Raw genomic sequence first — 12933 nt, forward strand, 5'->3', positions numbered from 1 at the left:
AAACCCTAAATCTCTCCACTTTTTATCTTTACCAACGCTGTTTTACCCGCCTTTTTCAGCACTTAAATCCTGCCACATTAACCGTTTTATCCCTTTTTTATTGCATGGTTTTTAGAGTTTTATCCGTAAAATAACCGTTGATAAAACGCTTTAATACCTATTCCTTTCGGATAATATTCTTTTATATGTGGATTTCTTTTCAACTCTCTTTTAACGGTTAATCATTTACGATTAAATACCATTAAATCCCTCGCTAAAAACTCGCATTTACCGAGTTAAATCCGACCTTGATAAAAAAAGCCAAAAGCTTTAATGCCTTTTTACTTGCATTTTTAAATACTCATGGCAGGTTAGGTAAATGTAAAATAAATCGCGCATAAAATTTTAATCTTCGTTTTCACCCCTTTTAATACGGGATTTTTTTCAGAGTTCAAATCCTGCCACATTAACCGTTTTATCCCTTTTTTATTACATTACTTTTAGAGTTTTATCCGTAAAACAACCGTCGATAAAACGCTTTAATACCTATTCCTTTCGGATAATATTCTTTTATATGTGAATTTCTTTTCAACTCTCTTTTAACGGTTAATAATTTTCGTTTAAATACCATTAAATCCCCCGCTAAAAACTCGCATTTACCGAGTTAAATCCGACCTTGATAAAAAAGCCAAAAGCTTTAATACCTTTTCTTTTTCTTTTATTTTTCAGGTTTAAAACCAGAGGATAACATATATTCCAATGATATTAAAATCAAAGCCTATTTCTTTAATCGTTTTTAATATTGGGCGGATTCGACTAATAAACGCAGTCTGTTACCAGACTGCGTTCAATTCAATGAATATTTTTTTAATTCAGGAAAATGCCAGCAATGGTGAGATACACAATAGGAATCCGGTAAAGATAATCAAGATTAGCGATATTCCTTTATATTTGTGCAACGTTGGCACTTTGTAGACCAAATAAGCTGGGATTAGGCAACCGACCATACCGAATATTGGGCTACAGATTGAAGTAAAACTCAGTACTGGTGCATTCAGAATAATCGCTCCCCAAGCCAGCAGAATAGCGAAAACCATGATGCCTTTTTGTACCCAGTTTTTATTGATTTTTTCTGCTGGCATGATCCGCGCCAGAATATTCATCACTATGCCTTGGGTTGCTTCACGGAAGCCAAGATAAACGCCAAAGAAGGCGGTCATCACCGCAAAGATATTCAGCAAGACACTGATAACCGTTACCCAGCCACCGGGGAAGAATTTTGCCGCAATTGCCAGAGCAGAGATATTTTGTTCATAAGCTTGAACCGCTTCATCATGTCCCATCGCTAAGGTGAATGAAACTGCATAGAAGAAGACCGTACAGAACAGGACGCCAAAGGCGATATTCATTGCTCTTAATGCCTTATAGCGGGCAACTTCACGATTTTTCTCGTGATGGCGGTAAGAGATAACCATTGGGCTTAAGGTTTGAATAAACAGAATGGAAGTCAGGGTAAATGGCAGCGTAATGATCGCCTGTTTTATCAGCGTTCCAGCTGGTGGCAGTGCGCCGATATTATATAAGTGCCACATGCCTATCATGGATAAACCAAGTACCGCGACGACAAGCAGTTTGGACAACACCATAAAGCTGGATAATTTGAACAGGAGCCGTTCACCACTGGATGAAAGCGCAACCAGAATACAAATCAGTACCAGCCCGTAGAGAGGGTTGTCAGATAGCAGGCCGTCAGTGACACCGAAAGTTTGCAGATAGGAAGCGCTGTCATTGGTGATGGCTGTTGAGTAAACAAACATCCAAATGACCAGCATAACAAAATAGAGTGTACCCAGCAAAATTCCCCAATTTTTTCCGAGATAGCCGCTGATAATACTGGGATAATCTTTACATTCGGGGGATTCTGCCAGCGTGTTGATAAACAGACGTTGGAACAGGTACATCGCCGGATAACCGATCACCGAGGATAGCAGGAAAACCCACAATCCCATTAAACCAACCTGAACCGGTAGGAAGACAATACCGGCACCGATTGCCATGCCGATACTCATGATGACCCAGCCAGCATCAAGATTGTTGAACTTGATAGCCTCCCGCCATTCACTTTCAGTCATGTTTGCCCGTTTTGCCGCAGGAGAATCTGCGACCATGATATGGTTGTTTTTTGCCGTTTCCATAATGGCTCTCGCTTATTATTTCCGTTAAGAATGTAAGTGTTATAGGGAAGAGATGCAGCATGATAATGCAACAATCCTATTTTTTGAGGTTCGTATTATAGTCAGTGTATTTCACTATGCAGATTGATTCGCCAGTAAGAAGGTAACGGGAGAACATTTTCACGTTACAGAATAATCGATCAGGTATAAGTGAAAAATAGAAATTACTTTTTAATGACATAAATTGATAGATCATAGTGAAGTATTGTAATTAACTAATTTTAATTTCTTTTTATTCTGTTATAAACAGAGAAAAGAAGAAAATTGAGTAAAAAAAACCAACAATTATAAAAATAATTGTAAGTGGCTTTTACATTAGATAGTTTAAACAGGAATGACAGAATAAGATAATGATTTATATCAATTAAATATAAAATATCAAAACATTTCACTACCAATATCGGGTATTATTGCAAATAATAAAGAACCATGCTGGAATATCTCTGTCAGTTATTCACATGGCATGGTTCAGGTAAATTCAGCAAGAAAATGGGCTAAGAGTTTTTCTCTTCCTGCTGCTCTTTTTGACGAATTTCTCTATACCAGCGAGGATGATGTTTCTTCGCCCAGCCGCGGGTTACCCAGCCTTCCACCATCGATCGGATAGAGCCTTTCACCCAAAATGCGGCATAGGCATGTATCATAATCAGCAGGATTAGGCCAACGCCGGCCAGAGAGTGCACCAAAAGTGCAAGCCGGATCAGCGAAATAGAGAAGAAATCGGCAAAATAGGGACGCCAGATAATCACGCCGCTGATAGCCAGTAAGATCAGGCAGCCGCTGATAGACCAGTAAATACCTTTTTGACCCAGGTTATATTGGCCGATATCGCCGGCTTCCTCATTTCTCAGCACCTTATGGATGTTTTTCAGCCAGACAATGTCTTCTTTGTCAATAAAGTTATGTTTGAAATATCTGAAAAACATAAAGATAAACAACAAAAACATCATTGAGCCGATAAACGGATGCAGTATCCGTGCTAACTGCGGTGTGCCGAAAATATTCATTAACCAGTTAAAAGAGGGGAAGAAGAACCCCAACCCACTGATAGCAGTAAACAGAAAACAGATCACCACTGACCAGTGATTCACCCGCTCAATCGGTGAGTGGCGGAGAATGGTATCCTGCTTTTTCATCACAGTTCCTCCCGATTAGCGGATTTTGCCGGTGTTTCATCATCCTGACGGGCATGTTCTTCGTCTTCTTCGCTGGTGCGGTTTGGACCAATGCCGACATAGTGGAAGAGGCTGGCAGCGAATGTTGCGGCGAAACCCACCGCTGCCAGTGGTTTCCAGATACCTTTCCAGAAAGTCACGGTTGGGCTGATGGTCGGATTATCTGGCAAACCGTGATAAAGCTGCGGTTTATCCGCATGATGCAGGACGTACATAACATGCGTGCCGCCAACACCTGCGGGATCGTATAACCCCGCGTTCTGATAACCACGGCCTTGCAGTTCAGTGACCCGTTCAGACGCCAGATTTTTCATATCTTCTTTAGTGCCGAAATGGATTGCCCCGGTCGGACAGGTTTTTACGCAAGCAGGCTCCTGGCCGACACCAACACGGTCAACACACAGGGTACATTTATATGCCCGGTTGTCCTCTTTATTGATCCGCGGCACGTTGAACGGGCAACCCGCGATACAATAACCACAGCCGATACAGTGTTCTGACTGGAAATCCACAATGCCGTTCGCATACTGGATAATCGCCCCTTCTGACGGACATGCTTTCAGGCAGCCCGGATCAGCGCAGTGCATACAGCCATCTTTGCGGATAAGCCACTCCAGTTTGCCGTGTTCTTCCACTTCGGAGAACCGCATCACGGTCCATGATTTAGCGGTCAGATCGGTTGGGTTATCATAAACACCGACGTTAAAACCCACTTCGTCACGGATATCGTTCCATTCTGAACAGGCCACCTGACAGGCTTTACAGCCAATACAGGTGGTAACATCGATCAGTTTTGCCACTTCTTCCTGATGATCACGCACACGAGGTGCCGGGGTAAAGGAATGAGTGGCGGATTTACGAATAATGTCTTGAGATTGCATTGCCATAATTCGCTCCTGTTAGACCTTTTCCACATTCACCAGAAACGCTTTGTATTCCGGCGTATGTGCGTTGGCATCACCCACGGAAGGGGTGAGCGTATTTGCCAAAAAACCTTTCTGGGTTGCCCCAGCAAAACCCCAATGGCAAGGGATACCAATGGTTTCAACTTGCTTACCGTTAATGGTCAGTTGCTGAATTCGTTTGGTGACAACTGCTTTGGCTTTGATAAAACCGCGTTTAGAAGACACTTTGACTTCATCACCCTGAATAATGCCTTTTTCTGCCGCCAGTTTTTCACCGATTTCAATAAATTGTTCGGGCTGAACCACAGCATTAAGCTGCGCGTGTTTTGTCCAGTGACGGAACAGTTCGGTAATGGAATAAGTCGTTGCGACATAAGGGAATTCATTCGCTTCTCCCATATAAGCAGCATCGGCATGAAAGATGCGGGCAACCGGGTTAGAGATCACATTCGGGTGGAGTGGATTGGTGCCGATAGGGGATTCGATCGGCTCATAATGTTCAGGGAATGGCCCGTCAGCCATTTTATCAATGGAAAACAGGCGGGCGACGCCTTCTGGTTGCATGATAAACGGTCCGACATGGGTTCCCGGCGCAGCGTTGCTGTAATCAACAACATCAAAGCCACGCCATTTGTTGCCATCCCATTTGATCAGCTCGCGGTTCGGATCCCACGGTTTGCCTTGTGGATCAACCGATGCGCGGTTGTAGAGCACCCGACGGTTTTGCGGCCATGCCCACGCCCAGCCCGGAGTACAGCCCAAACCGGATGGATCTGAGTTATCACGGCGAGCCATCTGGTTACCTTGTTCGGTCCAACAACCGGTGTAAACCCAACAGAAACTGGAGGTGGAACCATCATCTTTCAGTTGAGAGAACCCGGAAAGTTGCTGACCTTTTTTCAGTATGATATTGCCGTTTTCGTCTTTAATATCCGCTAATGCTTTACCGTTAGCTTCACGGGCAATCTCTTCCGGTGTCGGATCTTCCGGATTTTGGTAATCCCACGACAGATTCATAATAGGATCAGCATAAGCGCCACCTTCTTCACGGTAGAGTTCACGCAGACGCATCAGCAGCTTGCCAAGAATTTTACCGTCGTGTAACGCTTCTCCCGGTGGATGAGCGCCCGCCCAGTGCCATTGCAGCCAGCGACCGGAGTTGGCAATTGATCCATTCTCCTCGGCAAAACAGGAAGAGGGCAGGCGGAAAACTTCGGTTTGAATATCCGCCGGATTGACATCATTCATCTCACCGTGGTGCTGCCAGAAGTTAGATGATTCTGTGACCAGTGGATCGATAACCACCAGATATTTCAGTTTTGATAGTGCTCTGCTGGATTTATTTTTATCCGGGAATGCCGCCAGCGGATTAAAACCCTGAACAATGTAGCCGTTCATTTTGCCTTGAGTCATTAATTCGGCCTGAGTCAGAATATCGTAGCTTTTATCCCATTTAGGCAGCCAGTCGTAACCCCAGTCATTTTCTGCTGTGGCGTGTTCGCCCCAGAAACCTTTTAACAAGCTAATAAAGAAGTTTGGTGTGTTTTTCCAGTAATTAACCTGATTTGGCACCAAGGTTTTCGGTGTGGTTTGCGCCAGATAGGTTGCCAGGTTCTCCTGTTTTTCACTCGGCAGAGGCAGATAACCGGGCAGGTTAAGCGACAATAAACCAAGGTCACTATAGCCCTGAATATTGGAGTGACCACGCAATGCGTTAACACCACCGCCCGGCATTCCCACGTTACCTAACAGTAACTGAACCATTGCGGCGGCACGAATAATCTGAGCACCACCGGTGTGGTGAGTCCAGCCCAGTGCATAAAGAATGGTTGCAGTGCGGTTGGTGACCGAGGTACTTGCCAGTTGAGAACAGATATAGAGGAAATCCGCTTTTGAAGTCCCACACAGGTTGGAAACCTGTTCCGGGGTATAACGTTCAACGTGATTTTTCAGCAAGTTCCATACACAGCGTGGATGAGACAAGGTGTCATCCCGTTTGGCATAACCCTGTTCATCGGTTTCGTAATGCCATGAAGATCGGTCATAGCTTTTGGTAGCTTGATCAAAGCCGCTGAATAAACCGTCTGTAAACTGATAATCTTCACGAACAATCAAACCCGCATTGGTGTAAGCCTTAACATACTCAGACTGGATTTTGTTGTTAAGCATCAAATAGCGGATCACACCCAGTAAGAATGCAGTATCTGAGCCGGCACGGATCGGTGCGTAAAAATCAGCGACGGCGGCACTGCGATTGAAACGCGGATCGACCACAATCACTTGCGCATTGTTTTTGATTTTGGCTTCAATCACCCATTTAAAACCTACCGGATGCGCTTCGGCGGCGTTTCCGCCCATGATCAGGACAACATTGGCGTTTTTGATATCGACCCAGTTGTTGGTCATGGCACCGCGGCCAAACGTTGGCCCTAGGGCAGAGACCGTCGGGCCGTGGCAAAGGCGCGCCTGACAATCAATGGCGATCATGCCCAAAGCGCGGGTGAATTTCTGATCGAGAATACCAGTTTCATTACTGGCAGCAGATGAGCAGAGCATACCCGTTGTCAGCCAGCGGTTGACGGTGACATTGTGTTCATTCTTCTCAACAAAGTTGGCGTCACGGTCATCTTTCATCAGACGGGCAATGCGTTCGATCGCTTGATCCCAACGGATACGTTGCCATTGATCAGAACCCGGAGCGCGGTACTCGGGGTATTGGAGACGGTTTTTACTGCGAATATAATCGAGCACCCCAGCGCCTTTCGGGCACAGAGAACCCCGGCTGACCGGATGATCCGGATCGCCTTCGATATGAAAAATGCTTTCTTTGACGTTTTTCGCGCCATCACCCAAGCTGTACATCAGAATGCCACAGCCAACGGAACAATAAGTGCAGTTATTACGAATTTCACGTGAGCGCAGTAGTTTGTACTGACGAGTTTCAGCCAGCGCCACGGCGGGAGCAAATCCCAGCGCGGCGACTGTTGTTCCCGCCATACCACCCGCGCAGATCTTGAAGAAAGCTCTTCTGCTGACCTGCATCGGTCTTCTCCTTATTTTTTGAATGACGACATTGCTTTATTTTTTATGCAATAACACCTTGACGAATCAGGCGAAATTGCTTTCATAGCCCGCCCCGTTTTTCATTCAAAACACTCCTGGGTATCGCGGAGAACCCACTGCATTGATGAGTTATAAACTACCTGAGGTTATCATTATCCATAGTATCATAAAGCGTATTATGTTGCTAAATATGGATAAAATGGTTGCAAAATGAGAAATAATATTAATATTGTTTTATTGTTATGTTATGAAATCATTAGTGACAAGATTGCGATATATTTAAGTCAGAAGCTCGTGTTCCAGCGTACGCCAACCTTCCCCCCCTTTGTTTACTAGATTTTAGCGCAACAGCGAGAAATGCAAGATCGTAAAAGCTAGAAATATAAGATCATAAAAGCTATAAACGTAATAGCGTAAAAACTAATTTTGCATTTTCATAACAGCTAATTATTAAGCATCTGGTGGGGAAAGAATATGGCAAAAACGGGAAACGAAAGGTTAGCAGAAGCACTGAAGGCGGCGAGTAATGCGGCTGTGGGCAATGTGCTCAACTCCAGATCAATCACTGATAAGCAACGCACTTTTCTCGTCAAGAAAGGCTATCTTAAGCAAATTATCAGGGGATGGTATCTCCTGGATGCAGACCTCACGACTGAGCAAACTGGCGACTCAGTGCTTTGGTATGAGTCTATTTGGTCGTTTGTAGGGCAGTACATTGAAAGTATCTTCGGGGATGATTATTGGTTGAGTCCAGAAGCCTCTCTCGACTTGCATACGGCAAACAACGCTTTATCAAACCAAGTGATCGTCTACACCACAGATACGACACCACGCACGCTTAACCTGCCGAATAACATGAGCATGGTGATCATCAAGGGAAGAATTCCCTGTAAGACTGCCAAGGTGAATGGTATTAATGCTCATTCATTGGAAAGTGCGTTAGTTGAAACTGGCCCACAAACCTTTAGAGCTAATCCCTTAAATATCCAATTGGCGCTCCAGAATGCTGATCTGAGTTTGCTTTCAGAGGCGTTGCTGACAACCAAGAACCTTGCATCGGGAAACAGATTAATTGGTGCCTACGAACAATTAAAGATGAAAGCTGAAAGCCGGAAACTACAAACCATCATGGAGGGAGCTGGTTTTGAAGGCGTTAAGCGGGTTAACCCGTTTGACCATGCTCCGATAATTGTAGGTGCTGGTCGGGGAGAATCCCCAAGCGCAGTTCGTGTGCGAATTCTGTGGCAGGAAATGAGACAGGACGTGATCGAGGTGTTTGACGGCTTCCTACCTCCTTTTGACTTCTTTGGGCGCGCAATCGAAGAGACTCACGCGATGATGAGCAGTCTCTACGTGAGCGATGCCTACAACTCGCTATCTATCGAAGGTTACAAGGTTACGCCAGAGTTAATTGAGCGTTTATCTAATGGTGACTGGTCGCCGGATACCATCCAAAGGGATAAGGAGCAGAAGGACGCACTGGCTGCCAGAGGTTATTACGATGCTTTCAATAAGGTCAAAGAGTTGCTGCGTGAAGCATATGAGGATAGGGAGAGCTTGGACATCCGTTATCTAGTCGATGTTGGCCTGACTGACTGGTTCACCGCATTGTTTAACCCCTGTGTGGATGCCGGAATTATTAACAGACTGGATTTGGCGGGATTCCGAAAAGGGCCGATCTATATCCGTACTTCAATGCATGTACCGCCAGCCAGCGAGCAGCTAATGGATTGTATGGAAGTACTGAAAGCGCTGATCGCTAATGAGGAATATTTTGCAGTAAAGGCCATCTTAGGTCATCTTTTCCTGGGTTACATTCACCCGTTCCCTGATGGTAATGGCCGCACTGCCAGATTTTTAATGAACTTCTTGCTGGTAATTGGTGGATACCCTTGGACGGTGATTAAATTTAAAAATAGAACGCAGTATCTCTCGGCGCTGGAATCGGCTTCGGTAGGAAAAAACGTGAAGCCATTTGCGGAATTTGTGAAGCAATCCATGCAGGAAATAGCCGGGTAGTACTTGCTCCCGGCCATGGTGAACTGCCCCAAAAACTTGGGCAGTTTAACCAGACGAGCTGTCCGATGTTTATCGCCCGGTAAATTATTCTGTCAATATCGAGGGGATTGGCATCATATATCCGCTCCTGGAGCAAACCGGGCTGTCGTTAATTCCACTATCGTTTTCACAACTTCACTAGCCGCATACAGGGATTTCACCGGCAAATATTCATAAATTGAATGGAAATTATGTGCGCCAGTAAAGAGATTCGGGCAAGGTAAACCTTTCTGGGAAAGAACGGCGCCATCATAGCCGCCACGCATGGGAATTGGGCGCGGGGTAATATCGCATTTTTCATAAGCGGCAATAGCGATATCAATTGGATAACGGTTTTCCCCTTGCAGACTGTTGTAAACATTGGTGTAACGAGCCGTCATCTTGAATTGTACACTTCCTTCTCCCCACAGGGCGGTACAGCTATCTGACAGATTTTTCAGGAACGTCATCCGATATTCATAACCCGCTTCAGTAAAATCACGAACATCCAGTTTCAGCATAGTACGGGCGTTGTTTCCTTGTATCTGTTTTACCCAATAATAACCTTCCCGGCCTTCGGTATATTCAGGGGCTTCACCGCCTGGCAACATGGCAATATATTTGTGTGCCATCAGCAGGGAGTTTTTCAGTTTGCCTTTAGCGGACATTGGGTGTGCCGGTTGCCCAGTGAAAATAATTTCTACGTCACCAGCATTCCAATTCTCATAAACCAGTTCACCAATTCCTCCGCAATCAAGGGTATAAGCAAAATCGGCACCAAATGCATTGACATCAAAAGCTTTTGCTCCCAGCAGCCCTTGTTCTTCATCAGGGACAAAACCCACTTTTATTGTGCCATGTTTAACATCAGGATTTTGCCGGAAGTATTGCAACATGTTCACAATGGCGGCCAGAGCGGCTTTATTATCCGCCCCTAACAAGCTGGTGCCGTCAGTAACAACAATATCGTCACCAATGTAGTTTTTTAACTCAGGGAATTCACTTTGGCGCAGGTAAATATTGAGCGCGTTGTTCAGGCATAGATCGCCGCCGTTATAAGGTAAGACTTGAGCCTTAGTATCATTGGTCAGCTCGGCACTGGTATCAAGATGACCAAAAAATGCGATCGTCGGAACGAAATAGTCCACATTAGCGGGCAGAGTTGCCGTGACAATTGCGGTATCTCGCACAATAATATCCTGTAATCCCAGTTGTTTTAGCTCTTTCCCTAATTTTTTGGCTAATACTCTCTGGCCTTCAGAGGAGGGCATAATACCTGCCGTTCCTTGCTTGCTATTGGTAGTGGTATTGATTTTGGTATAAGAAATAAAACGATCAACAATATTCATGTTTTTCTCCATTATGTTTGCCATATACAGAAATACGTCTATTTTACTTATTTAACTTAATTAATTGATTATTTTTGAACGATATTTAATCATCAATAACGAGATGCTTTTGATATTAAGTTCCAGTAATTTCATTAACAGTATAAATATTAATGAAACATTTAAATTATAATTTAAGTTAATGTTATTTTATTCTCTGAGGGAATAAAAGTTAATCATAAAAGTGTGATACAACAAATGGTTTTTTATTGTTTTAGCATAAAATGCTGGTCACACAGCCTAGGCTTATCCATAATAATTTTTGATGTAAATAAATCTTTAATGGAATGCGTCATCTGCCTATTTTTGTATTTTAGGTGGATACACTAATCATTTTTTGTAGGAATAGGTTTTATGCAGAGTAAGTTGGTTTTATCTTCAATTTGTTTGGCTTCGGCAATATTATCAGGGTGTGCAACCGAATCTTCCAATACCGTCCAGGTGCAAAAAGTAAATTCTTATAACACGGTATATCAAGGTATTCGTAGTCCAATTGCTATCGGTAAGTTTGAAAACCGTTCCAGTTATCAAAACGGGATTTTCTCTGACGGCGTTGATCGTCTCGGTAATCAATCTAAAACAATTTTAATCACCCATTTACAGCAGACCGGACGCTTTACCGTTCTGGAACGCACCAATATGGCAGAGCTGAGAGCAGAAGCGGGTTTACAAGGTAAATCACAGAAGCTGAAAGGTGCGAGCTACGTCATTACCGGTGATGTGACTGAATTTGGCCGTAAAGAAGTCGGCGATCATCAGTTATGGGGCCTGTTGGGACGCGGTAAATCACAAGTGGCTTATTCTAAAGTCATGTTGAATGTGGTGAATGTGGAAACGTCCGAAGTGGTTTTCTCCGTGGCAGGTGCAGGTGAATATAAATTATCCAACCGTGAAATTATCGGTTTTGGTGGCACTGCCAGCTATGATTCCACGCTGAATGGCAAAGTGCTGGATCTGGCAATTCGTGAAGCGGTAAACAGCCTGGTTGAAAATATTGAAACGGGTGCATGGAAACCTTCTAACTAAGCAATATAGGGATATATTCTCATGGTATTAATGAAAAAAGCGGGCTTATTGCTGGCAGCTATGGCCCTGGCGGGTTGTGCGACTCAGCCAAAAACGATTTATGAATGGGATCAGTACCAACCTACCGTTTATCAGTATTATCAACAGGATAAGATGGGGTTTGAAGAGCAGTTACAGGCTTTGCAGAAAGTGATTGAAAAAGCGAAAGCGAAAGATAAACCGGTACCGCCTGGATTGCATGCACAGATGGGTTTGCTGTATAGCAAAACGGGTCGTATTTCAGAAGCGTTCCATCAGTTTGAAGCAGAGAAAAAACTGTTTCCTGAATCAGCGCCATTTATGGACTTTTTATTAAGTAAAAATAAAGGAACTATGCAATGAATCGTATTCTCGTGGCGTTAAGTTTATTAGCTGCGCTTGTGCTGACAGGGTGTGCCAAGACTACGCCTTATGACTACACTGCATTTAAAGAGAGCAAACCAAAATCCATTCTGGTTTTGCCGGCAGTGAATAAATCTTTGGAAGTAAAAGCAGGTCACAGCCTGATTTCTCAAGTGACTTATCCATTGGCAGAATCGGGTTATTATGTTTTTCCGGTTGCGGTCGTGGAAGAGACATTTCAGCAAAATGGCGTGACCGTGGGGCAGGATGTTCAGAATATCAGTTATAAAAAACTGCATGATATTTTTGGTGCAGATTCCGCGCTCTATCTGGATATTGAAGAGTACGGCACGCAGTATCAGGTTATCAACAGCGATACCCGTGTAACGGCTTCCGCTAAACTAGTGGATCTGCGCAGTGGTAAACAACTGTGGAATGGTCGGGCAGTTGCTTCATCGACGGAAAATCAAAATAACTCAAATAGTAGCCTTATTGGAATCTTGGTGTCTGCGGTCGTTTCACAAATCGCGAATACCATTACCGATAAAGGTCATGAGATTGCGGGTATTACAAGTCATCGCTTACTGACAGCTGGCGGTAGTCGCGGTTTACTTTATGGTCCCCATTCTGAGCATTATGGTAAAGAAAAGTATTAATCTCTAGGAAGGGTTGTGTTCCCGCTGGAATCTCGAATTCTTTGTTATTAAAATCTGGGGACTATTAAACATTACTCTCTTGGTCAATA

The 12933-nt window shown here is 44.1% G+C and carries 9 protein-coding genes; 4 read left to right on the forward strand and 5 right to left on the reverse strand.

Annotated features, from left to right (window positions below):
• Positions 1-851: 851 nt before the first annotated feature.
• The 4 genes from ACGF7G_RS17720 to fdnG form a co-directional block, all read right to left on the reverse strand.
• A complete protein-coding gene (locus tag ACGF7G_RS17720; protein ID WP_387467224.1) occupies positions 852-2174 on the reverse strand; it encodes a hypothetical protein in 1323 nt (440 codons plus the stop codon).
• Positions 2175-2707: 533 nt separating this feature from the next.
• On the reverse strand, positions 2708-3349 hold the full coding sequence (gene fdoI, locus ACGF7G_RS17725) for a formate dehydrogenase cytochrome b556 subunit (protein ID WP_387467226.1): 642 nt from the start codon (positions 3347-3349) through the stop codon (positions 2708-2710).
• Positions 3349-4275 (reverse strand): formate dehydrogenase subunit beta, encoded by a 927-nt coding sequence (fdxH, locus tag ACGF7G_RS17730; RefSeq protein WP_133813392.1) that lies wholly within the window; start codon positions 4273-4275, stop codon positions 3349-3351. Before fdxH ends, fdoI begins: the two co-directional genes overlap by 1 nt.
• Positions 4276-4287: 12 nt before the next feature.
• Positions 4288-7335, reverse strand: a complete 3048-nt coding sequence (gene fdnG, locus ACGF7G_RS17735) for a formate dehydrogenase-N subunit alpha (protein WP_387467227.1) — start codon at positions 7333-7335, stop codon at positions 4288-4290.
• 693 nt (positions 7336-8028) lie between these two features.
• Here fdnG and ACGF7G_RS17740 point away from each other — a divergent pair.
• On the forward strand, positions 8029-9375 hold the full coding sequence (locus tag ACGF7G_RS17740; protein ID WP_387467228.1) for a Fic family protein: 1347 nt from the start codon (positions 8029-8031) through the stop codon (positions 9373-9375).
• Positions 9376-9488: 113 nt separating this feature from the next.
• Here ACGF7G_RS17740 and pepT read toward each other — a convergent pair whose 3' ends face one another.
• Positions 9489-10742, reverse strand: a complete 1254-nt coding sequence (gene pepT, locus ACGF7G_RS17745; RefSeq protein WP_387467229.1) for a peptidase T — start codon at positions 10740-10742, stop codon at positions 9489-9491.
• Positions 10743-11135: 393 nt separating this feature from the next.
• Between pepT and ACGF7G_RS17750 the strand changes: the two genes are divergently transcribed.
• The 3 genes from ACGF7G_RS17750 to ACGF7G_RS17760 are packed head-to-tail and all read left to right on the forward strand — an operon-like array spanning position 11136 to position 12844.
• Positions 11136-11807 (forward strand): CsgG/HfaB family protein, encoded by a 672-nt coding sequence (locus tag ACGF7G_RS17750; RefSeq protein WP_133813388.1) that lies wholly within the window; start codon positions 11136-11138, stop codon positions 11805-11807.
• A 21-nt stretch (positions 11808-11828) separates the two neighbouring features.
• Positions 11829-12188, forward strand: a complete 360-nt coding sequence (locus ACGF7G_RS17755; RefSeq protein ID WP_133813387.1) for a DUF4810 domain-containing protein — start codon at positions 11829-11831, stop codon at positions 12186-12188.
• Positions 12185-12844 (forward strand): DUF799 domain-containing protein, encoded by a 660-nt coding sequence (locus tag ACGF7G_RS17760; RefSeq protein ID WP_387467230.1) that lies wholly within the window; start codon positions 12185-12187, stop codon positions 12842-12844. The genes ACGF7G_RS17755 and ACGF7G_RS17760 overlap by 4 nt, the downstream gene beginning before the upstream one ends.
• Positions 12845-12933: the final 89 nt, after the last annotated feature.

Origin of the sequence: Photorhabdus sp. RM323S (genome assembly GCF_042879375.1) — a bacterium.
GTDB classification, from domain to species: domain Bacteria; phylum Pseudomonadota; class Gammaproteobacteria; order Enterobacterales; family Enterobacteriaceae; genus Photorhabdus; species Photorhabdus tasmaniensis.

Coding starts and splice junctions, on each gene's coding strand:
- fdoI (WP_387467226.1), bottom strand. CDS start 3,349: ATGAAAAAGCAGGATACCATTCTCCGCCACTCACCGATTGAGCGGGTG.
- fdxH (WP_133813392.1), bottom strand. CDS start 4,275: ATGGCAATGCAATCTCAAGACATTATTCGTAAATCCGCCACTCATTCC.
- ACGF7G_RS17755 (WP_133813387.1), top strand. CDS start 11,829: ATGGTATTAATGAAAAAAGCGGGCTTATTGCTGGCAGCTATGGCCCTG.
- fdnG (WP_387467227.1), bottom strand. CDS start 7,335: ATGCAGGTCAGCAGAAGAGCTTTCTTCAAGATCTGCGCGGGTGGTATG.
- pepT (WP_387467229.1), bottom strand. CDS start 10,742: ATGAATATTGTTGATCGTTTTATTTCTTATACCAAAATCAATACCACT.
- ACGF7G_RS17760 (WP_387467230.1), top strand. CDS start 12,185: ATGAATCGTATTCTCGTGGCGTTAAGTTTATTAGCTGCGCTTGTGCTG.
- ACGF7G_RS17720 (WP_387467224.1), bottom strand. CDS start 2,174: ATGGAAACGGCAAAAAACAACCATATCATGGTCGCAGATTCTCCTGCG.
- ACGF7G_RS17750 (WP_133813388.1), top strand. CDS start 11,136: ATGCAGAGTAAGTTGGTTTTATCTTCAATTTGTTTGGCTTCGGCAATA.